Annotated in this window: 17 protein-coding genes; 9 read left to right on the top strand and 8 right to left on the bottom strand. The window is 57.0% G+C overall.

Annotated elements, in window-relative coordinates; translation table 11 throughout:
- Positions 1-316 precede the first annotated feature (316 nt).
- The 5 genes from H4684_RS09870 (at position 317) to H4684_RS09850 (ending at position 4,860) form a co-directional block, all read left to right on the top strand.
- Entirely contained in the window at positions 317-1,447 is a 1,131-nt protein-coding gene (locus H4684_RS09870) for a branched-chain amino acid ABC transporter substrate-binding protein (RefSeq protein WP_092190007.1), read from the top strand.
- Between the two features lie 63 nt (positions 1,448-1,510).
- Positions 1,511-2,416: a branched-chain amino acid ABC transporter permease gene (locus H4684_RS09865; protein ID WP_092190005.1), complete on the top strand. Its 906-nt coding sequence runs from the start codon at positions 1,511-1,513 to the stop codon at positions 2,414-2,416.
- Positions 2,413-3,372, top strand: a complete 960-nt coding sequence (locus H4684_RS09860) for a branched-chain amino acid ABC transporter permease (RefSeq protein WP_092190003.1) — start codon at positions 2,413-2,415, stop codon at positions 3,370-3,372. Before H4684_RS09865 ends, H4684_RS09860 begins: the two co-directional genes overlap by 4 nt.
- Positions 3,369-4,136 (top strand): ABC transporter ATP-binding protein, encoded by a 768-nt coding sequence (locus tag H4684_RS09855; protein ID WP_092190002.1) that lies wholly within the window; start codon positions 3,369-3,371, stop codon positions 4,134-4,136. Before H4684_RS09860 ends, H4684_RS09855 begins: the two co-directional genes overlap by 4 nt.
- A gap of 10 nt (positions 4,137-4,146) precedes the next feature.
- Positions 4,147-4,860, top strand: a complete 714-nt coding sequence (locus tag H4684_RS09850) for an ABC transporter ATP-binding protein (protein ID WP_092190000.1) — start codon at positions 4,147-4,149, stop codon at positions 4,858-4,860.
- Positions 4,861-5,211: 351 nt separating this feature from the next.
- Here H4684_RS09850 and H4684_RS09845 read toward each other — a convergent pair whose 3' ends face one another.
- The 8 genes from H4684_RS09845 to sat all read right to left on the bottom strand — a co-directional run bounded on the left by H4684_RS09845 (position 5,212) and on the right by sat (position 15,440).
- Positions 5,212-5,673, bottom strand: a complete 462-nt coding sequence (locus H4684_RS09845) for an EVE domain-containing protein (protein ID WP_092189998.1) — start codon at positions 5,671-5,673, stop codon at positions 5,212-5,214.
- A 141-nt stretch (positions 5,674-5,814) separates the two neighbouring features.
- A complete protein-coding gene (locus H4684_RS09840) occupies positions 5,815-6,489 on the bottom strand; it encodes a hypothetical protein (RefSeq protein WP_092189996.1) in 675 nt (224 codons plus the stop codon).
- Between the two features lie 15 nt (positions 6,490-6,504).
- Positions 6,505-7,731, bottom strand: a complete 1,227-nt coding sequence (qmoC, locus tag H4684_RS09835; protein WP_092189994.1) for a quinone-interacting membrane-bound oxidoreductase complex subunit QmoC — start codon at positions 7,729-7,731, stop codon at positions 6,505-6,507.
- Positions 7,732-7,742: 11 nt separating this feature from the next.
- Positions 7,743-10,034 (bottom strand): FAD-dependent oxidoreductase, encoded by a 2,292-nt coding sequence (locus H4684_RS09830; protein WP_192623599.1) that lies wholly within the window; start codon positions 10,032-10,034, stop codon positions 7,743-7,745.
- 3 nt (positions 10,035-10,037) lie between these two features.
- Positions 10,038-11,279, bottom strand: a complete 1,242-nt coding sequence (locus H4684_RS09825; RefSeq protein ID WP_192623598.1) for a CoB--CoM heterodisulfide reductase iron-sulfur subunit A family protein — start codon at positions 11,277-11,279, stop codon at positions 10,038-10,040.
- A gap of 162 nt (positions 11,280-11,441) precedes the next feature.
- Positions 11,442-13,433, bottom strand: coding sequence for an adenylyl-sulfate reductase subunit alpha (aprA, locus tag H4684_RS09820; RefSeq protein WP_192623597.1), 1,992 nt, complete (start codon positions 13,431-13,433; stop codon positions 11,442-11,444).
- A 38-nt stretch (positions 13,434-13,471) separates the two neighbouring features.
- The gene (aprB, locus tag H4684_RS09815) at positions 13,472-13,960 is read right to left on the bottom strand and encodes an adenylyl-sulfate reductase subunit beta (protein WP_192623596.1); all 489 of its coding nucleotides are present in this window, start codon (positions 13,958-13,960) and stop codon (positions 13,472-13,474) included.
- Positions 13,961-14,171: 211 nt separating this feature from the next.
- Entirely contained in the window at positions 14,172-15,440 is a 1,269-nt protein-coding gene (gene sat, locus H4684_RS09810; protein WP_192623595.1) for a sulfate adenylyltransferase, read from the bottom strand.
- A 350-nt stretch (positions 15,441-15,790) separates the two neighbouring features.
- On the opposite strand from sat, the gene H4684_RS09805 reads away from it, so the two are divergent.
- From H4684_RS09805 to H4684_RS09790, 4 genes are all read left to right on the top strand, one after another.
- A complete protein-coding gene (locus tag H4684_RS09805) occupies positions 15,791-17,431 on the top strand; it encodes a chorismate mutase (protein WP_192623594.1) in 1,641 nt (546 codons plus the stop codon).
- Positions 17,388-17,636: a hypothetical protein gene (locus tag H4684_RS09800; RefSeq protein WP_192623593.1), complete on the top strand. Its 249-nt coding sequence runs from the start codon at positions 17,388-17,390 to the stop codon at positions 17,634-17,636. Before H4684_RS09805 ends, H4684_RS09800 begins: the two co-directional genes overlap by 44 nt.
- A gap of 78 nt (positions 17,637-17,714) precedes the next feature.
- A complete protein-coding gene (locus H4684_RS09795; protein ID WP_192623592.1) occupies positions 17,715-19,637 on the top strand; it encodes an aconitate hydratase in 1,923 nt (640 codons plus the stop codon).
- A 57-nt stretch (positions 19,638-19,694) separates the two neighbouring features.
- A complete protein-coding gene (locus H4684_RS09790; RefSeq protein ID WP_192623591.1) occupies positions 19,695-21,593 on the top strand; it encodes a peptidylprolyl isomerase in 1,899 nt (632 codons plus the stop codon).
- Positions 21,594-21,598 lie beyond the last annotated feature (5 nt).

Here is a 21,598-nt window from a genome sequence, read left to right as displayed (position 1 = left end):
ATGCGCAAAAAACCTTGCTCCGCACACACATTTTGAATAAAATTTTAAATGACAGCGCTTAAATCGAATAATCGTCAGGCAGACACTTTTTCATGCGAGCACTTGTCTCTTTTTGGAAAAAAATTGATTTTCCAACGCTTCTCATGTAGTCGAATTTTACATTTTTTACAAATTAATTCCTGCTTTATCGTTTTCCATCCCTTGTTTTTCATGCGTCCCTCAAAGGGGTTATCCGGACTCTCCGGTTTCATATCTTACCTAAAACCGGTTCGCACCCTGCGAACCCAAGGGCTCTGCAACCTTCAAGGAGGACTTCATGAAGAAAAAACTGTGTACACTTGGTTTCCTGACCCTGGCCCTCGTGGCGTTGACCCTGGGCTCCGCCTGGGCCGAAACCATCCGCATCGGCCTCATGTGCCCCCTGACGGGCTCCTGGGCCAGCGAAGGTCAGGACATGAAACAGATCGTTGAACTGCTGGCCGCCGAGACCAACAAGGCGGGCGGAATCAACGGCAACCAGGTCGAGATCGTGGTCGAGGACGACGGCGGTGATCCGCGTCAGGCAGCCCTGGCCGCAACCCGCCTGACCACCAAGGAAATTTCCGCGGTTATCGGCACCTACGGATCGTCCGTCACAGAAGCGTCCCAGAACATCTATGCCGAGTCCGGCATCCTCCAGGTCGCCACCGGTTCCACGGCCATCCGCCTGTCCGAAAAGAGCCTGCCTCTTTTCTTCCGCACCTGCCCCCGCGATGACGAGCAGGGCATGGTTGCCGCCAAGACCCTGGGCGAACTCGGTTTCAGCAAGATCGCCATCCTCCACGACAACACCTCATACGCCAAGGGTCTGGCCGACGAAGCCAAGTCCCTGCTTGAAGCCTCGGGCAAGACCATCGCCTTCTACGACGCGCTGACTCCCGGCGAGCGCGACTACAACGCAATCCTGACCAAGATCAAATCCGCCGCCCCCGAAGTCATCTTCTTCACCGGTTACTATCCCGAGGCCGGCATGCTCCTGCGCCAGAAGATGGAAATGGGCTGGAACGTGCCCATGATCGGCGGCGACGCGACCAACAACCCCGATCTGGTCAAGATCGCCGGCAACCAGGCCGCCGAGGGTTTCATGTTCCTGAGCCCCCCTGTCCCGGCTGATCTGGACACCCCCGAAGCCAAGGATTTCATGACCGCCTACAAGGCCGCCTACGGCAACGCCCCGGGTTCCGTATGGGCAGTGCTGGCCGGCGACGCCTACCGCGTCATCGCCGAAGCCGTCGCCCAGACCAAGGACACCTCCAGCGAAAAGCTGGCCGCCTACATGAAGAATGAAATGAAGGATTTTTCCGGCCTGACCGGCAAGATCTCCTTCAACGAAAAGGGTGACCGCGTTGGCGACCTGTACCGCGTGTACAAGGTCGACGCCGCCGGAGCCTTTGTTCTGCAGCCGTAAAAAGCTAGGGCTCCTCTTCAGGGAGGAGCCCTTTTTTTTCAACATCTTGCCCCGACACACATCATGGAAGAATTTTTTCAACAACTGACCAATGGACTGGCCGTCGGGGGCATCTATGCCCTGATCGCCCTCGGGTACACCATGGTCTACGGGGTCCTGAAGCTGATCAATTTCGCCCACGGCGATCTTTTCACCATCGGCGCCTACCTTGGCCTTACCCTGCTCGTCTCCATGGGCCTTTTCGACAAAATCGGACCGCTGCCCGCCGTGATTCTGCTGGCCATCATGGTCATGATCCTGGTCGCCATCATCGGCGCGATACTGGAGCGCGTGGCCTACCGCCCGCTTCGCCAGTCGCCCCGGCTTTCAGCCGTGGTTTCAGCCCTCGGTGCGTCCATCTTCTTTCAAAATGCGATCATGGCCATCTACAGCCCAAAATTCCTGGTCTATCCGCACAACATCCTGCCCAAGACGGCCGTGAACATCATGGGCCTGGACATCCCGGTCATGCGCATCATCATGTTCGCGACGTCCCTTGTGCTCATGGCGGCGCTGTATTTCTTCATACAGAAGACCAAGATCGGCACGGCCATCCGGGCCGCCGCCATCGACCAGGGCGCGGCCAAGCTGATGGGCATCAACGTCGACCGGGTCATCATGCTGGTCTTCTGCATCGGCCCGGCGCTTGGCGGCGCGGCCGGTCTCATGGTCGGCCTGTATTACGGGCAGATCAATTTCAGCATGGGCTGGATGTTCGGCCTCAAGGCCTTCACCGCGGCCATCCTGGGCGGCATCGGCAACATTCCCGGGGCCATGGTCGGCGGCTTGCTGCTGGGCGTCATCGAGGCCCTTGGCGCGGCGTATATTTCCATCGCCTGGAAAGACGCCATCGCCTTTTGCGTCTTGATCCTGATCCTCATTGTCAGGCCCACGGGCCTTCTAGGAGAAAGGGTGGCTGAAAAAGTATGAAATCACGTAATGTCCTCTACTACTTCATTTTTGCCCTGCTCATGGCCTCATGCCCGCTGTTTCTGAACGCCTATTGGACCGACGTCTTCAACAATGTCGGACTTTACGCAATTCTGGCCCTGAGCCTCAATGTCATCCTCGGCCATGCCGGCCTTTTCCACATGGGGCACGCCGCATTCTACGCCATCGGCGCCTATACCACGGCCATCCTGAACACCACCTTCGGGATTCCCGTGCTGTGGAGCATGCCTATGGCTGGGATAATGGCCGGGATCTTCGCCATGATCGTGGCCAGACCCATCATCCACCTGCGCGGGGATTATCTGCTGATCGTCACCATCGGAATCGTCGAGATCGTGCGCATCGCGCTCATCAACAACGTCTTCGACATCACCGGCGGGGCCAACGGCATCTTCGGAATCAGCCGCCCGACGGTCTTCGGGTACAAGATATCCAAACCGGACCAGTTCTTTTACCTGATCTGGGGTTTCGCGGCCGTGACCATTTTTCTCCTGCTGCGGCTTGAGCATTCCCGTTTCGGACGGGCGCTCATGTACATCAAGGAGGATGAAGTGGCCGCCGGAGGAAGCGGAATAAACGTCGCCCATCACAAGCTGGTGGCTTTCATCATCGGCGCTGTCTGGGCCGGCATGTGCGGAACCATCTACGCATCCAAGATGACCATCATCGCCCCTGAGTCGTTTTCCTTCGCCGAATCCGTGGTCCTTTTCACCATCGTCATCCTGGGAGGGGCGGGAAGCATTCCCGGCGTAATCCTGGGAGCGTTTCTCCTGGTCGGGCTGCCCGAACTGTTTCGAGGTCTGGCCGAATACCGCATGCTGGTCTTCGGCGCGGCCATGGTGCTCATGATGATCTTCCGGAATCAGGGCCTGCTTCCGCCCGGTCCCAAGAAGTATGACGTCGCCAGCCTTCTTCCCGCCGGAGGTCGCAAATGACGCTGCTCTCCATAGAAAACCTGAGCAAGAACTTTGGCGGTCTCATGGCTGTCAACGAGGTTTCCTTTGATGTCGAGGCAGGCAGCATCGTCGGTCTCATCGGCCCCAACGGCGCAGGCAAGACTACCGTTTTCAACCTCATCACCGGCAACTACCAGCCCAACACGGGCACGGTCCTCTTTGACGGCCAGAACCTTGTCGGCCTGCCCACCCACACCATCGTGGAAAGGGGCATAGCCCGCACCTTCCAGACCATTCGCCTGTTTCAGAACATGAGCGTCCTTGAAAATGTGCTCGCGGGCGGCCATTGCCGCATGCACTCGGGCTCACTGGCGGCCATGTTCCGAACACCGACCCAGCGACGCGAGGAACATGAGTCCATGCGCCAGGCAATGGCCGAACTGGAATTCGTGGGCCTGTCCCATGAATGGCAGAACAAGGCCAAAAACCTGTCCTACGGCAATCAAAGACTCCTTGAAATCGCCCGCGCCCTTGCCACCAAGCCCAAACTCATCGTGCTCGACGAACCGGCCGGAGGCATGAACGACCAGGAAACCCATGACCTCATCCGCCTGATCCGCGCCATCCAGGATCGAGGCATCACGGTCCTCTTGATCGAACACGACATGGGTCTGGTCATGCGTGTCTGCTCATCCCTGGTCGTGCTGGAACACGGCGCGAAAATCGCGTCCGGCACGCCCGCCGAGATCCAGGCAAACCCGCGTGTCATCGAAGCCTACCTCGGTGTCGACTCCGACGAATAAAGGACCACACATGCTGCTTAAAATTGAGAATCTGCGCGTGAACTATGGCAATGTCGAAGCCCTGCACGGAATCAACCTCGAAGTTGAAGAAGGCGAAATCGTTACTATCCTCGGCGCCAACGGTGCCGGGAAATCGACAACCCTCAACGCCATCAGCGGGCTGGTAAGCATCACCGGAGGGACGATCTTCTTTCGCGACACGGCCCTGCACAAGCTTCCCGCGCATGAAATCGTCAAGCACAAGATCACCCAGAGTCCTGAAGGTCGCCGTGTCTTCACGACCCTGACCGTTCAGGAGAACCTCATTCTTGGAGCGTTCACGTCCACCAACACAGAGCGCATCCAGAAGAGCCTGAAGTGGATCTACGAGCTTTTTCCACGCCTGCAGGAACGGCGCAAACAGATGGCGGGAACCCTGAGCGGAGGAGAGCAACAGATGCTGGCCATAGGCCGGGCGCTGATGGCCAATCCCAAGATCCTGCTCCTTGACGAGCCAAGCCTTGGCCTGGCCCCGATTCTGGTCAAATCCATCTTCGACACGGTCAAGGAAATCAACAAAACCGGGGTGACCGTCATCCTGGTCGAACAGAATGCCAAGGCCGCCCTCAAGCTGGCCCACAGGGGCTATGTCATGGAAGTCGGCAACATCGTACTGGCTGATACGGCGGCAAATCTGCTCAAAAACGAGCAGGTGCAGCAGGCATATCTGGGTGGGGGGCACTAGTCTCCCACGCCTCATTTCTAAAGACGTCACTGCAAAAAGGCGTCATCCCCTTGAAAACGGGGATGACGCCTTTTTAACTACCTGAAAAGAAAGGATTCCCACCTCGCGGGGACGACGCTCAGGTTCTTTCGCTGCTTTTTGCAGTGTCGTCTTTTAAAGCCAAAGCCATGTCGTGACAACGTCGCAGCTTTTTTGTCTGGACTCGCGCGCTATCTCAGGAAAGCCCCCTTGAGGCACAAAGGCAATCAGGAAAAATAAAGAAGCAGGCTCTACTGGGCGCGCCAGCGTCAATATCGAAACGCCAGTCTCACGGCGAGAGACACGCCCATGGGCCGCAGATCCGGAAAGAAATCACTGCCGCCCGAGGCGGGTGACAATCTCGAACTCTTCTTCCGTCACCGGCATGACCGAAAGCCGCGAGCCCTTCTTCAAAAGCTCCATCCCTTCCAGCCCCTTCACGCCGCGCAATGACCCGAGCGGGACCGGATGCGCAAATTTCTCTACGAACTGCACATCGACCATGAACCACAACGGATTTTCAGGCGTCGAACGCGGATCGAAATGCTGATCCCCAGGGTCCTGGGCGGTATGGTCCGGATAGCTTTCACGTGTCACCCTGGCGATACCAACCACGCCAGGATTCTTCACGCTGTGATAAAAAAGGATGAGATCGCCAACGCTCATCTGGTCGCGCATGAAATTGCGGGCCTGAAAATTACGCACGCCATCCCAACTTGAGGTCTGGTTTGGGGCGCCCTCCAGGTCATCGATGGAAAAGCACCCCGGTTCGGTCTTCATCAACCAGTATTTCATCATCGCCTCCTGCTCTCGTGATTGATCCGGCAACTTCCCAGAATCACGCCCTTCTTGCAATGCTTTCAGCCTGCGCGTCAGGCTGAAAAAAAAGGCTCCCCCCGGAGGAGGAGCCTTTGAGGCAGTGATGCAAGTGCGCTTCTACCAGTTGGAATCGGCGAAGGGGTCCTGCGATCCGCCGGAGAAACCGAAATCGGTTCCGGCAGCAGTTTCGGCAGGAGCGCCAGCGGCTTCGGCAGCGGCGGGAGCAGCAGCGCCGGCGGCAGCGGCAACGCCGGCCACGCCTGCGACAACCACGCCGGTCTTCTTCACTTCTTCGACTTCCTTCAGCAGGGCTTCGAGCTTGCCGGTGAATTCGACGATACGGGCTTCAGTGGTCACGAACAGAGCTTCGGCTTCGCCCTTCTTCTGTCCTTCGAATTCCTTTACCTTGGCGCTCAGGGCGGCGATCTCCGCGTCCTTGGCGGCCAGGGCCTTGGTCAGTTCGTCGACCTTGGCGCTCTTGGCGTTGATCTGGCCCTTGTAGTCGGCCAGCTTGGCGAAGACTTCGTCAACTTCGGCCTTGGCCTTGACAGGCATGGGCGCGACGGAGACGGACTGTCCCAGCTCGACCATCTGTCCCTTGGACATCTTGGTCAATTCGGGATGCTGCTCATAAATCCAGGCCTTGGCCAGAGCCGCGGCAAAAGGAGTGGAATCGCCATCCAGGTCTTTCTGGGTCAGGTAGCCCAGCATCTCGGCAACGGAAGCGTTGCCATCACCCTTCAGGTAGGCCACAAAAGTATCCATGGGAAAAATCTTGCGAGCTTCAGACATGGTGTCCTCCTTTAATTAAATAACAAAGATTTTGTCATCTTCGATGAGTTTTTCGTCAATGGGCAAACGACCAATATACCGTGCATAAATGAGCGCTGTGGTGCGGTACACCAAATGCCCAAGTTTGGACCAAGGCAGATACGCAATCAGCATGAAGATGCTGACCAGATGCAGATAATACGTGAAGAAGGCCAGGGGCGCGACGCCTGCCAGACGGAAGATCTGGGCGCCGATGCCGGTCAGGGTCACAACCCAGATCACACCGAGCAGATACCAGTCGTAGTAGTTGGAAACGGACTTCTTGGTGTCCGAATTCAAGCGCCGACGAGTCAGCAGAGTGAGACCGGTTACCAGCAGCACAGCGCCCACGTTGGCCAGGATCTTGACCGGGTGCCAAAGAGGCATGGGCGTATGGCCGACAGGTGCCAGCAGGGGAATGACCTTGCCGCCCCAGTGAGCCACGGCCACGATTGACGTGACAATGGCGCAGGCCACGAAACCGTAGAACAGAATCTGATGGCCCTTGACCCGTTCTTCATCCGCGGGGCTGTCCACGCAGTTCTTGAAACGGGAATGCTGGAGGACATCGTACTTGATCGTCGCGATGATCGCGTCTTTCAAGGTCGGCTTCTTGTATCCGATGACAAACGTCTCGGTCACGTTGGCCTTGAACCCGTCGATCATGTTCTTGACTCCAAGCCCGAAGCAGATGGCCACGAAGATGGCGACCAGTCCGAACAGGGGGTCAATGGTGAAATCACCGGGGAAGAGGTTGCCGTAAACGATTTTGCCGTCTTCCGTGAGCGGAAAGAAGGTGCCCACGAGAGCGGCACGAATCATCCAGATGAAGGCGAAAATAGCCATCGGAATACCTGCCAGGATGGGCAGGTGCTTGGGAGAACTCATCCACTCGCCAATAATGGCAGGCTTCACCAACTTGCGGTAGGTCATGTTGCGCAGGGCGGCCAGCAGGTCTCCAGGTTTTGCTCCGCGAGGACACAGTTCGGAACAGGTTCCGCAATTGTGACACAACCAGATGTCGATGTCGTTGACCAGCTTGTCTTTGAGACCCCACTGGGCCCAGACCATTTCCTTGCGCGGATAGGGATTGTCCGCAGGAGACATGGGGCATGCGACAGAGCAGGTAGCGCACTGGTAGCACTTCTTGAGATCCGCACCACCCACCTCCTGCAGTTCCTTGACGAACTGCAGATTAGGCTCAATCTTAATTGTTTTGGACATACATGCTCCTCCTAGTATCCCTTGAACGGGTTGGGACCAAGCTTGGTGATCGCATCAACAAACTCGTCAATCATGCCGGGAACCTTGTCGTATTCGTCAATGGCGACCTGCATCTGCTGTACCCGTTCGGTTTCGATGCCAAGCTTGCCCAGGGTCTCACCGATGTTGGCCATGCGCCGACTGCACAGGTCCGAACCCTTGACGAAATGGCACTGGTAATCTTCACCGTACTTGCAACCCAGGAGCAGGCAGCCGTCCGTGCCCTTGGACATGGCGTCGGCAATCCAGATGGTGTTGACCGAACCAAGGCAACGCACCGGAACGATGCGCACATAGGGGCTCCACTTCTTGCCGCGCAGGGCAGCCATGTCGAGGGCAGGATAGGCATCGTTCTCGCAGGCGAGAATGAGCATGCGCGGACCGCCCACTTCCATATCGTCGGGAACCTCGACCTGCTTGATCATGGATCCGATCTGGTCGACGTTGTAGTTGTCGAAGAAGATGACACGTTCAGGGCAGGCGCCCATGCACGTTCCACAACGGCGGCAACGGGAGGTATTGGGCATCGGATTGCCCTTTTCGTCCTCGTCCAGGGCGCCGAAAGGACATTCTTCCGTACAACGCTTGCACTGGGTGCAGCGCACGAGGTTGAACTTCGGAAAGGACAGATCGCCCGAACGCGGGTGAACCGCCATGCCTCTGTTCGCTGATTCAAGACACTGAATCGCCTTCAGGGCGGCGCCGGAGGCATCGACCTCGGCCGTGGCCATGGTCATGGGCTGACGCACCGTGCCAGCGGCATAAATGCCGGTGCGGCGAGTTTCGTACGGGAAGCATATGTAGTTGGAATCGGCGTAACCGCTGAACAGCTCAAGGTCCGGCATGGCCGGGCCCTGCCGATATTGGAGCTTCAGGATCGGATCAAGCGCGGTGGTGGGCACCATGGCCGTGGGCAGCACAAGCATGTCCACTTCGATCTCGACCTTTGCGCCGAGAAGGGTGTCCTCAAGTACCACAACGATGTCGCCATCGCCACCATCCCGAACCTCGCGGATCACGCCCTTGGTCATCATGACGCTCGGGTCGTTCTGCGCGGCCTTGTAATACAGCTCATTCATGCCGGGGACCATCATGTGCTCATAGACCACCATGGCCACGCCGCCGGGAATGAATTCGCGTACATAGTTCGCCTGCTTCAGGGCTGTCAGCGAAGTCAGTTCGGAGCTGTAGGACAAATGCTTGTAGGTGTCCTGCTTGACGAAGTTGGTCTTGGGGGTGTCGTCGGCCTCCTTGACCTCTGCCGCGGCCAGTGCGGCGGCGCGAGCTTCCTCTTCCTTGACCTCGAAGGGGGCGAGCTTGTCGCCGAATCCGAGCAGGAACATGACCTTCGCAGGCTTGGCGCCATCACTCTTGCGCACCACGGAGCCAGCCTTGGCCATCATCTCGAACTCACGGGAAGTGACCACGTTCTTGAGCGTTCCATAGCCGAGCGGCTTCAGGAATGCCGTATCCTGCGGCACCCATCCGGTAGCGATAACCACGGACCCGACCGCCACGACGCGCTCTTCCTTGCCAACCTTCACGGTCACTTCGTAATTGCCGGGAGCGCCGGCGATGCTGGCGATTTCGGATTCGAGAAGTACATCGATCTTTTCGGCGGCCTGCACCTGGGCAATCTTCTTTTCAACGCCCGTGGCATGAGCCGCGTCATAGGGGAATGCAAAAGGAATGGTCTTGTACATGCCGGCGGCAGCGCCACCCAGCATGTCTTTCTTTTCAACCAGCGTCACGTCGTATCCGACAGCTGCGACATCAAGAGCCGCGCTCATGCCGGCCCAACCGCCGCCGATGACCAGCACCCGGTTGACCACATCGATCCCGCCATCTTCCGGAACCGCTGCTTTCTGCAATTTGACCACGCCCATGTTCACATAGTCGTTGGCCATCTTGAAAAGCAATTCGGGAGTGGTGCCTGGAAGGACCTTTTCCTTGCTCGGATCTTCGTAACAAAGCACGCAAAGTTCGCGCAGGTTGACCCGGTCAACCAGGATCTCCCGCCCGAACTTGTAAAAATCCCAATCCACGCGAGGCGAAGAACCGCAAACGCAGACAGCATTGATCAGTCCGGCATCGATGTCCGCCTGGATCATTGCCCGTCCTTCGTCGGTAGCCAGCCTCGGATGTACCTTGACTACGGGGCAGCAATCACTCCATTTTTTCTGCACTCCGTCGCACAGTCTCTGGATGTCGAGAACCCCGCCAAGGCTTGATTCATCAAAATATACACCAATCTTGTCGGCCATGACCTACCTCCCTCTCACCGTCTGGATCGCTTTCATCGCTGCCCCGGTGGCAGACTGGGCCGACTTCATAACGTCCAGAGGTTGTTTGGCACAGCCCGCGGCGAAAATACCTTTTTCCTCCCCTCCAACGATGAACCCTTCGGCATCAACCGGGACATCAATTGGCAGGGAAGCGCCGGCCAGGCTGGGCTGCATTCCTGTGGCCAGAACCACGAGATCGAAACGTTCGACAGACTTGGAGCATGACACCGCATCTTCAACGGTGACCCACACGTCATCGCCTGCGTTGTCCTGTTCAACCGCGGCGACCTTGCCTTTGACGGCAAAGATCTTCTCATCCGCCAAAATCTTCTTGGCGAAGTTGTCGTAGCGGCCAGGAGTCCGCAAATCAATGTAATAGATGGTCACTTCAGCGTCAGGATACTGCTCGCGAACATATTGAGCCTGCTTCAAGGAAGCCATGCAGCATATGTAGGAACAATAATGCAGATGGTTCTCATCACGAGAGCCGGCGCACTGCACAAAAGCGATCTTTTTTGGCACACGGCCATCGGAAGGCCGAAGAATCTTGCCGTTTGTCGGACCATAAGGTGATGCAAGGCGCTCCATCTGCATGTTGGAAATGCAGTTTTTAACCGCGCCCGCGCCCAGGTTGGACAGATTCGTCACATCGTAGGGCTTCCAGCCAGTAGCGATGACGATGGAACCAACGCTCAAAGTGATGGTCTTTTCTTCTTCGGTCAGATCGAGGTAGTCGCATTTCTGGACCTTGCTCTTGTCCGAATCGCTCAGGCTGGCTTTATCCACGACATAACGCTGTGGGAAAGCAAAAGGCGCGTCCATGTAGACAGGCTTGCGCGTAGCCAAACCGAACTCGTATTCATTGACCACTTCCGTGGAAAGATCGTCACACAAATCGGAAAGATCAGGGCTGCTGGGACCAGCGTAGCGTGGTTTGATCTGTACCGTAACTTCATAATTTCCAACGGACCCTTCCACCTTGGTCACTTCGGCCAAGGTAAAAAACTTCACGTTGGGGTTGTTCTTGATCCGCTGATACTGAATTTCCAAACCGCACGAAGGTGGACACAGCTTCGGGAAATATTTGTTCAGCTGCATAACACGTCCACCCAGAAATGGGGTCTTCTCGATGATGAAGACCTCATGACCGATCTCAGCGGCCTCGAGGGCGGCGGTGAGTCCTGCAAAGCCACCACCGATGACAAGTATGCTGTTGCTAGCCATTCGATTCCTCCCAGAGCACTTAAGTTGAAGGCCATAAAAATGAATAGAATGGCCCAAGCATAATCTATAACTACCAGAGGTTACAGATCATGCATAGACCATTCTATTTCCTGATAGAGAAAAAAGGCTGCGGGAAGGACCCGCAGCCTTTTGGCCCGTAAACTAGACAGGGATGATCTGGTAGTAATGTTTCTTGAAGATCTCGGTTTCACCAGTGGCCGGGTTGAACTTGGAGTTAACAAAGCACTTCCACTTGGCATCGTCCAGACCCATGAAGTCTGCGCGATAGTAGAAACCGGGGTAGCGGCTTTCCTGACGGAAACGAATGTGCTGCATGTGCAGGCGAACGGTCCACAGTCTGTGATACTGCTCCCAGCAACGAAGCAGTTCGTGCAGGTCACGAGCCGCCAATTTCTTGGAATCTTCTTCCAGCATGTCGAGGAGGGCAAAGCCCGTGTCGAGCAGTCTGTCAGACGTGGTATACAGGGTAGCGCAACCTCCGCCGTATTCATCGGTGCACTTGATGAGGCGCATCATGAAGTTGTTGGGGGAGATGTAGTTCGGGTTGACTACCGGATCAGTGGAAGCACCCTTGAACTGCTCGTAGGTGTACCAAGGATCGTAGATTTCTTTCTTCAGATCAGCAGCGGAAACAGCCAAGGTGGGCTTGAAATCCTTGTGATCGACAACCCAACGGACCATCTGCTTGCCAACGATGCGGCCTTCAGCATGAGAACCGGAGGAGAACTTGTGGCCGGAAGCGCCAACGCCGTCAGCACATGTCCACAGACCGTTTACGGTGGTCATGCGGTTGTACACCTTGCCGTTGTCAGCCTTGACCTTGTACTCTTCGGGAACCCAAGGCTCGTTCGGACCGGAAACCCAGATACCGCAGCAACCGGAATGCGAACCGAGCAGGTAAGGCTCAGTGGGCATGATTTCGGAACCGCGCTCTTCGGGCTTGATGTTCATGGCGGCCCACAGGTTGGCCTGACCAACGCACATATCCAGGAAGTCTTCCCAAGCTTCGGACTCAAGATGCTTCTGCTCGGACTTTGACAGGTCCTTGAAGGTGGTCTGCAGAGCGGTGGCGGTGTCCATGTAGATGGGACCGCGACCTTCGCGCATTTCGCGAAGCATCATGTGGTTGCGCAGACAGGTCGGGATGATGTGACCCTTGGCGTAACCGCGATCTTCGTAAGGCTTCAACATGGCGCGGTTGGTGACACAATAGTCTTCACCCTTGGCGTTGGTTGCTTTGGCCTTGAAGAGCAGGAACCATGCGCCGACCGGACCGTAACCGTCTTTGAAACGGGCGGGTACGAAGCGGTTTTCCATCATGGTCATTTCAGCGCCAACCTGAGCACACATGGTGTAGGTGGAGCCGGCGTTCCATACGGGATACCATGCACGACCAAGACCTTCACCAGTGGAGCGGGGACGGTAAACGTTGACAGCGCCACCGCAAGCAACGGACATGGCGTTGGCTTTGATGACGTACACTTTGTTTTCACGAACAGAGAAACCGACAGCACCGGCGATACGGTTGGGCGTCTTGGCGTCAAGCAACAGCTTAACGATAAAAATACGCTCCAGGTAACGATCGGAGCCAAGGGCGTTCTTTGCAGCTTCAGCAACGATGACCTTGTAGGACTCACCGTTGATCATGATCTGCCAGCGGCCGGAGCGGACAGGAGCTGCACCGGAGCGCAGGGACATGCCCTCTTTCTTGGCCTGGGCGCCGTCGAGGTTTTTGCCGTCTTTCTTAACCCAGCAAGGCAGGCCCCATTCTTCGAACAGATGAACGGAGTCATCCACGTGGCGGCCAAGGTCGTAGATCAAGTCTTCGCGAACGATGCCCATGAGGTCGGTGCGGACCATGCGGACATAGTCGTCAACATCGTTCTCGCCGATGTAGGTATTGATGGCGGAAAGACCCTGAGCAACCGCGCCGCCGCGATCGACAGCAGCCTTGTCAACCAAGAGAATCTTGATGTCGCCGCCAACCTTGTCGGCCCAGCGCACTGCTTCGAAAGCAGTACCGCAGTTACCCATACCACCGCCGACCATAAGAATGTCGGTATCAATCTCAACGAGTTCGGGCTCTGCGCAGGCCAGACCCTTGATCACGTCTTTAACAGGAATCTGAGGCATATGTTCCTCCTGAAATTTCTTTCGTTTAAAGCGCCGAATTAGGCGACGGCCGACTTGAAGGTGACCTTCAGGTCTGCTTCACCGACTTCAATCTTCTGGCCAAGAGCTTCTTTGGGAGTGGCCAAAGTAGTCTCGGTGAACAGAAGCTCATCTTCCAGGTTCCCTGCCTCAGGCTTGCCTTCGAAGGGCTTGATGGAACCTTCCACAGTGGTGCGGATGGGGAACTTGAAGCGCTTTACTTCGCCATTGCGGAACTGAACGGTCCACATGATGTCTTCTGCGCCGCGCAGCGGGATGCAGGTACCACCCATGGGAGCGAAGTCAGCATACGGACGAGCGGTGATCGCGCCCTGGGGACAAATCTTGATACAGGAGTAACATTCCCAGCAAGCGGCCGGCTCCTGATTGTAAGCCTTCATCTCTACAGGGTCCAGGATCATCAGGTCGTTAGGACAGATGTACATACAGGCAGTCTTTTCACCGCCCTTGCATCCATCACACTTTGCTGGATCAACAAAGGTTGGCATAATTCCTCCGAATAAAGAGTTTAAAACAACTTAGCCACAGGCCCGAAACAAACAAAAATTTTACCCAAGCTTTTCGCTTGTGAATCTTTTATCAAAGCACTTTTGCCGTGTCAAGCCGCATATTGACAATCATAGGCCTTGCTGGACTTCAAGTCGCAAGACCAAATCAACAGGGCGGACAAAAAGCCCGCCCTGTTGGTTGAAATCAAAACTACATGGCTGCGCCGGAAGCGGCACCCTGCATCTTCACTTCGACCTTCTCGGTCAGAGTGGAGTAGTATTCGCGCAGGATGACGAGAACTTCGTCACGGCCGAAGTGGTCAACAACCTCGGCGCCTTCGGACAGAGCCTTGCGCAGCTTGGTGCCGGACAGAACGACGCGGTCGTCCTTGCTGTGCGGGCAGGTGCGCAGGGAAGCCATGCCGTCACACTTGTAGCAGTAGAAGGTCCAGTCGATCTTCATGGGCTGGGTGATCAGATCCTTGCCAGCGCCCAGATTCTTGGGAACGCGATCAAAGATTTCCTGAGCCTCGAACAGGCCGTAGAAGTCACCGACGCCGGCATGGTCGCGGCCGATCAGCATGTCGGAAACGCCGTAGTTCTGGCGGAAAGTGGCGTGCAGCAAGCCTTCACGGGGACCGGCATAACGCATATCCAGGGGATAGCCGCCCTGAACCACGTTGGCCTTCACGAAGTATTTGTCAATGAGGGTGTCGATGCACTTGATGCGGACTTCGGCCGGGATGTCGCCGGGCTTCAAGTTGCCGACCAGGGAGTGAATGAAAACGCCGTCACACACTTCAACAGCGATCTTGGCCAGATATTCGTGAGAGCGGTGCATGGGGTTACGCAGCTGCAGAGCGGCAACCTTGCTCCAGCCTTTCTCTTCGAAGGTGGCGCGGGCTTCGGCCGGAGACATGTAGCAACCGGGGAATCTGTCGCGGTAGTCGCCTTCGGAAAGGACTTTGACAGGACCGGCAATGTTGTATTTCTTCTGAGCCAAAACCATCTGCACGCCAGGGTGATCCTTGGGAGCGATTTCCCAGAACTTGTCATCGGCGGACTCTTCGCCCTGACCCTTGTAGACCTTCTCGCATTCCCACTTCTTGTCGGCGTCGGTCATTTCGTAAACTTCGGAGACCTTCATGGTGGCCATGAAGACGCCCTTCTTGGGATCGAACAAAGCGATCTCTTCGCCGACCTTCACTTCTTCATCCACATCCAGGGTCACGGGCACGGGCCAGAAGGTGCCGTCAGCCAGGGTGAAATTTTCACACACGGACTTCCAGTCGGCCTTGGTCATGAAGCCGCTCAGCGGGCTGAAGCCGCCGATGCCCATCATGATCAGGTCGCCCTTGGCGCGGGGGCTGATGTCGATCTTCTTCAGTCCTTCGGCCTTTTTCTGCTCGGCAGCCAGTTCGGCACCCTGAAGCAGACAGCAAACCAAACCTTTTCCACCATGCGGGGGTACGAGAGCCATAACGTGGATCCTCCTAAATATAGTTTGTTTTTATTTTCACAAATAAAAAAACGGAGACCCCTTTTTGCTTCTCAACGAGCTTCTTGTCAACCGTTTTGTGATTTTTTTATCAACCACGCAAATATCCGCCAAACCTGAGCTGCCTGTATTTTCGGCATTGACGGCGCTCCATCCGGCACCTTGGTGCCTTCTTTCAGTTTTTTCTTTTATTTTAGCATATTATATTTAGATCGAACAATAACCGCTTGCAATCCCCAAAGTCTTATTGTTAATGGACATCTTTGATATCAGCTTTCATCATGCGTTCATGCACCCATGAACATCAACCTCCCTAGCCTGAAAGAATTCGCATGGCCGAAAAACATAATACTCTATCTCTGACGCAGGAACTGGCTCAACTCGACGAAAAGCTTGTTTCCCTTCTCATGTCCCGGACCAACCTTTTGTCCAGGGCGGCATCCACCAGGCGCTCCAAAAACCTCGGCATCACCGATCCCAACCAGGAAAAAGTGCTGTGGCAGGTCTGGCGCGACGCATCCAAGGCGGACAATCTGGAGCCCCAGATTCTCAAAAAAATCTTTCACCTCTCGAACAACCTGTCCTATGCCAGGGTCGAGCGCAATTCCTCCAACGAAAAACCTCTGTGCCTCTTCCCCCGGCGCAAGCCCGTGGAAATAGACCTCGATGCCCCCCGGGACCAGATCCTGCGCAGCATGATGTTTTTTCTTGGAGCCACGAATTCCTCGCCGCTGACCATTGCACCATTCCAGGGGAACGACATTTCCCTTGAACTGATCAACGCCCTCAACCTCTGCGGGTTCAAGCTCACGTTCCAGAACCGGCAATGCGAAACCCAGCCCGTCGATTCCTGGTCCATGGACAACAAGATCATCTATGCCGGACAGAGCAAATTCCACTTCTACCTCCTGCTGTGCCTTGCCCTCGGGCAGGTGACCCGGGCCAAATTCACCGGCTCCACCAAGCTCAAGATTCATGACGTCAGGCCAGTGCAGGACCTTCTGCCGCAGCTTGGCGCCCGGCTGACAGTGGTTGAACCGCACAGCTACGGCTTGCCGGTCAGGGTGGAAAGCAGTGGCCAGCTTCCGGAGACCATCTCCATCCCCAAGGGCGTTTCCAAGAAATTCGTGCTGGCTCTTGTTGTCGCGGCCACCACCTACAAATCCGGGCTTTCGATCCAGCTTCATGAATCGTTTTCAAACAGCAAGCTGCTGCGCAAGGGGATCGGGTTCCTGCAGGAGCACAATCCGGAGCTTCAGTTCGAGGGCCTGAGCATCATCGTACCTCCGGCGTCCACCAGCCTTGACCTCTCCGCGGTGGATATCCCCGTGGATCCGCTGATGAGCCTCCATCTGCTGGTCCTTCCGTTCTTTACGGACGGCAAGGTCGTCCTGCATGGAAAATGGCCTCACTACGCGCCCCACCTCCAAGACATCATGGATATCCTGCACGAATTCGGATTGCGGATCAGCGTGCAGGGCGGCCAGATCACCTCGGTCATGGGCAACAGACCCCAGAAACTATCCATAGACATAACCTCCTGCCAGGAATACCTGCCTTTGATGCTGGCCATGTCCATGGGATTGCGCGGCCAATGCGCCATCACACAGGACACCACGCGCGAGGATGTCGATTACGCCCAGGACCTGCTCGAGAATCTGGGTGCCGGATATGCCATTGAACCCGGGCTGTTGCAGCTGGGACTGCCCAACGCCAAGAAAGTCAGCGAGTCGCCCTGGCAGAGTCCCGGCCCATACTGGACGCTGGCTGGATCGCTCATATCCTTCACGCATCCGGGGGTCTGCATGACCAATGCGGACAATATCTCCTCGGCCTGGCCCTGGTTCTGGAAAATTTTCATGAACCTTCCAAGCCCTCAAAACTTCATAAATTCCTCACGGATCGAAGAACAGGTAGACGAAACTCAAGATGACAAGCCAAAGCGTAAACGAATCCGAATCACAACAGATTGAGACCATCGAAAAGGAAATCGGCAGGTTCAAGGCCGAGCAGGCCGAAGCCCAGGCCAAGGTAAAAGAGTTGCTGCAGCGCGAAGATCCCGCGCGCGGAATAACCTTTCACGAGGAGATTTTCCGGCTGCAGCAGGGCAACCTGCGCCTGGATACTGAAATTCAGATTCTGAAAGTCAAGCTCAGGCGGCTTGCATCCACTTGGTAAGCCCAACGATTCAGGCTCCCAGCTCCGGCTGGGAGCCTTTTTTCAAAGATATTCAACGGCAAAATTGAAGGAGCGCGCATGAACCAGAACCTCACCCAGAAAATCATCGCGGCGCACCTCGTTGAAGGCGATATGCAGCCCGGAAACGAAGTGGCCATCAAGATAGACCAAACTTTGACCCAGGACGCCACCGGGACCATGGCCTACCTGCAGTGGGAAGCCATCGGCCTGCCCCGGGTCAAGACGGAACTGTCCGTCAGCTATGTCGATCACAACACCCTGCAGATGGGCTTTCGCAACCCTGATGACCACCGTTACCTGCGCAGCGTGGCCGCCAAGTACGGCATCGTTTTCTCCCCTCCCGGCACCGGCATCTGTCACCAGCTGCATCTGGAAAATTTCGCGATTCCGGGCAAGACGCTCATCGGGTCCGACTCGCACACGCCCACTGCCGGCGGCATCGGCAGCCTGTCCATGGGCGCCGGAGGCCTCTCCGTGGCCCTGGCCATGGCCGGAGAACCCTACACCATCACCATGCCCAAGGTCTTCAAGATCCGCCTCGAAGGGCAACTGACAGGATTCGCCTCGGCCAAGGACGTCATCCTGCACCTGCTCGGCATCCTGAGCGTCAAGGGCGGCGTGGGCGCGGTCATGGAGTACCACGGTCCGGGCGTCGCCACCTTGAGCGTTCCGGAACGCGCGACCATCACCAACATGGGCGCGGAGCTGGGCGCCACGGCGTCCATCTTTCCGAGCGACGAGCAGACCCGCGCATTTCTTGCGCTCATGGGCAGGGAAAAGGACTTCACGCCTCTGGCCGCCGACGAAGGAGCCGCCTATGACCGTGAAATAGTCATCGACCTGAGCAGCCTTGCGCCCCTGGCCGCCCAGCCGCACATGCCAGACAGGGTCGTCCCCGTGGCCGAACTCGACGGAATGAATGTCGATCAGGTGGCCATCGGCTCCTGCACCAACTCCTCATACTCGGACCTGCAGAGCGTGGCCCAAATACTCAAGCATGAACACATCGCCCCGAACACCGACCTGCTCCTGTCGCCGGGCTCCAAACAGGTGCTCAAAATGCTCATGAGCGAAGGCCTGCTCGATCTCATCCTCGACGCCGGCGGGCGGCTCATGGAATGCTCCTGCGGCCCGTGCATCGGCATGGGCGGCTCTCCGTCCAGCGGCGGCGTCAGCGCCCGGACCTTCAACCGCAATTTCGAGGGTCGCAGCGGAACCCAGGACGGACAGGTTTATCTGGTGAGCCCCATCACCGCCGCTTTTTGCGCCCTGAACGGCAAGTTCACCGACCCGGCAACCTGGACCAAGACCGTTTCCAAACCGTCCCTGCCGGCCACGGCGCCGTCCATCCGCCATCTTTTCGCCTTCCCGCCCGAGGATGGGGGCGAGGTTGAAATCCTGCGCGGGCCCAACATCGTGCCTCTGTCGCCCTTCGACAGGCTGCCGGATGTTCTGGAGTTGCCCGTGGTGATCAAGGTTGGGGACAACATCACCACTGACCACATCATGCCTGCCGGCGCGGCCATCACCGCCCTGCGCTCCAACATTCCGGCCATCAGCAGACACGTCTTCGAGCGCGTGGACAAGGATTTCGTGACCCGGGCCGAAGCCGCCGGCCAAGGGCTCATCCTCGGCGGCGACAACTACGGACAAGGCTCCAGCCGCGAACATGCGGCGCTCGCACCCCGTCATCTCGGCGTCCGGGTAGTTCTGACCAAGTCCTTTGCCCGCATTCACAAGGCGAACCTGATCAATTTCGGCATCCTTCCCCTGATGCTCGCCAACGAGGCCGACTACGACTCGCTGGCCCAGGGCGATGTCCTGCGCATCGAGCTTGGCGCTCTCGCACCCGGGGCGACTCTTTTGGCCTCGACATCGGAAGGCAGACAGCTCACTTTGACCCATGATTTGACGGGTAATGAAATAGCCATTATCAAGGCGGGCGGTTTGCTCAATTACGTCAACGACAGGCAAAAATAAAAGCCTCTCGGGGAAGTTCCCATTATTTTTAACTTCAGACACTTTGTCGGAGATTCCATGCTTGATATCCTGCGCCAGGGCGCCCAAAGTTGGGGAATAAAAATCCTCTTCGGCATCATCATTGCCGTTTTCGTTTTGGCCTTTGGCATGAATCGCGTGCAAAACGACCAGACCACCGTCGTTGCCACGGTCAATGATTCCCCCATTCTCTTCCGGCCTTTCCAGGAACGCGTGCAGCGCAGCCTTGAACTCGCGCGCAGCCAAAACCCGAACCTGACTGCCGAAATTCTGGCCCAGATGGGATTCAAAAGGCAGATCCTTGAACAGATGGTCATCGAAGAGCTGATGATGCAGCAGGCTGCAAAGCTCGGCCTGACCGTTTCCAAGGAAGAGCTGGCCAAGGAGATTCATCTCATTCCAGCCTTCCAGAACGAAAGCAACGTCTTCGACCCGGGCGCCTACCAGAACGTGCTGCGTGCCAACAACCTCACTCCCGGCAAATTCGAGTCCGAATACATGCGCGGGATGACCATGGACAAGCTGCGGACCTACGTCGGCCTGCCCGGACGTCTCGGCGAGGATCAAGCCCGCGACTTCTATATATACGGGCGCAGCACAGCGGTGATATCCTATGTGATGTACCCGTGGGAACGCTACCAGGATCAGGTCAACGCCACGGAAGAGCGCATCAACGAATATTATGAGGCGCGCAAGGCCAACTATGCCGTGCCCGCCCGGGCCAAAATCGCCTACCTGCTGCTCACCCCCGCGACCTTGGCCGACCTTTCGCTCGTCTCCCCCGAGGAAACCGAAAAATACTACGCCGAGAACAAGGAACAGTTCAAGATCGAAGAGCAGGTCAGGGCCCGCCACCTTCTTGTGCGTGTTGACGAAAACGCCGATGACGCGGCTGTGAAAAAGGCCATGCAGACCATCGAGGCCGCCCAGAAGGACCTCGCGGCAGGCAAGTCCTTTGCCGAGGTCGCCGCGAAATACACCGAGGACCCCTCCGGCACCCAGACCGGCGGTGAACTTGGCTGGTTCGGACGTGGCAGGATGGTCAAGCCCTTCGAAGACGCCGCCTTCGCCCTTGAAAAGGGTGCTGTCAGCGAGCCGGTCCGCACCCAGTTCGGCTTTCATCTGATAAGCGTTGAAGACGTCAAGCCTGCGGGATATCAGGACTTTGAATCTGTCGCGACCGACATCGCAAATATCATCGCCGAGGATCGCGCGGCGGAAACGCTGCAGGATCGCCTGGACCAGGCCCTGGAGATGGTGCTCGTTGACGAGCCTCTCGATGCCGTGGCCAAGGCCATTGGCCTGAAGCTCGAAGTCCGCGAATCGGGCTACTTCGCCAAGAATCAAGGACCAAAGGAACTGCCCGGCCTTTCTCCGGAAAACGCCCAGACTCTGTTCGACCTGCCCCTGGACATCACGACACAGTCCCCGCTCCCCATTGCCGACGGATACCTGCTTGCCACCAAGCTTGAGCAGGTGGCCGAAAGCGTGAAGCCGCTGGAAGCGGTCAAGACTGAGATCGTCGCGGCCATCACTCGTGAAGAAGCCCTGAAAATGGCCAAGACCGCCGCGGAAAAGGATCTGGAAACGCTTCTCAAGGGTGAGTCCCTGGCCGACGCCACGCTGAAGGAAACGGAACCCTTCGGGCGGCAAGGATCCATATCCGGTCTGGGCATGAATCAGCTGCTGGCCAGCAAGGCCTTTGAAACTGAAGCCGGTTCATGGCTGCCCGAGGCATACGCCTTCCCCGAAGGCTACGTTCTGGCCAGGGCCGACAAGGTGACTCCTCCGGCTGAAGAAGAATGGGCCGCGGAGAAGGAATTATGGCTGACCTCCCTCAATGAGCGCGCCGAAGAGCAGACCGTGCAGGCCTTTGTCGCGGATCTGCGCGCCAAGGCGGATGTGCGCATCACCAACCCCGCGCTGCTCGAAAACTAGCGCCG

The organism is Desulfomicrobium macestii (assembly GCF_014873765.1).
GTDB lineage: Bacteria > Desulfobacterota > Desulfovibrionia > Desulfovibrionales > Desulfomicrobiaceae > Desulfomicrobium > Desulfomicrobium macestii.
This window is presented reverse-complemented; position numbering and strand designations above follow the sequence as displayed.

Bases quoted from the DNA above. Each gene is read 5' to 3' on its own strand.
- H4684_RS09870 (WP_092190007.1), top strand. From the start codon at position 317: ATGAAGAAAAAACTGTGTACACTTGGTTTCCTGACCCTGGCCCTCGTG.
- H4684_RS09865 (WP_092190005.1), top strand. From the start codon at position 1,511: ATGGAAGAATTTTTTCAACAACTGACCAATGGACTGGCCGTCGGGGGC.
- H4684_RS09860 (WP_092190003.1), top strand. From the start codon at position 2,413: ATGAAATCACGTAATGTCCTCTACTACTTCATTTTTGCCCTGCTCATG.
- H4684_RS09855 (WP_092190002.1), top strand. From the start codon at position 3,369: ATGACGCTGCTCTCCATAGAAAACCTGAGCAAGAACTTTGGCGGTCTC.
- H4684_RS09850 (WP_092190000.1), top strand. From the start codon at position 4,147: ATGCTGCTTAAAATTGAGAATCTGCGCGTGAACTATGGCAATGTCGAA.
- H4684_RS09845 (WP_092189998.1), bottom strand. From the start codon at position 5,673: ATGAAATACTGGTTGATGAAGACCGAACCGGGGTGCTTTTCCATCGAT.
- H4684_RS09840 (WP_092189996.1), bottom strand. From the start codon at position 6,489: ATGTCTGAAGCTCGCAAGATTTTTCCCATGGATACTTTTGTGGCCTAC.
- qmoC (WP_092189994.1), bottom strand. From the start codon at position 7,731: ATGTCCAAAACAATTAAGATTGAGCCTAATCTGCAGTTCGTCAAGGAA.
- H4684_RS09830 (WP_192623599.1), bottom strand. From the start codon at position 10,034: ATGGCCGACAAGATTGGTGTATATTTTGATGAATCAAGCCTTGGCGGG.
- H4684_RS09825 (WP_192623598.1), bottom strand. From the start codon at position 11,279: ATGGCTAGCAACAGCATACTTGTCATCGGTGGTGGCTTTGCAGGACTC.
- aprA (WP_192623597.1), bottom strand. From the start codon at position 13,433: ATGCCTCAGATTCCTGTTAAAGACGTGATCAAGGGTCTGGCCTGCGCA.
- aprB (WP_192623596.1), bottom strand. From the start codon at position 13,960: ATGCCAACCTTTGTTGATCCAGCAAAGTGTGATGGATGCAAGGGCGGT.
- sat (WP_192623595.1), bottom strand. From the start codon at position 15,440: ATGGCTCTCGTACCCCCGCATGGTGGAAAAGGTTTGGTTTGCTGTCTG.
- H4684_RS09805 (WP_192623594.1), top strand. From the start codon at position 15,791: ATGGCCGAAAAACATAATACTCTATCTCTGACGCAGGAACTGGCTCAA.
- H4684_RS09800 (WP_192623593.1), top strand. From the start codon at position 17,388: ATGACAAGCCAAAGCGTAAACGAATCCGAATCACAACAGATTGAGACC.
- H4684_RS09795 (WP_192623592.1), top strand. From the start codon at position 17,715: ATGAACCAGAACCTCACCCAGAAAATCATCGCGGCGCACCTCGTTGAA.
- H4684_RS09790 (WP_192623591.1), top strand. From the start codon at position 19,695: ATGCTTGATATCCTGCGCCAGGGCGCCCAAAGTTGGGGAATAAAAATC.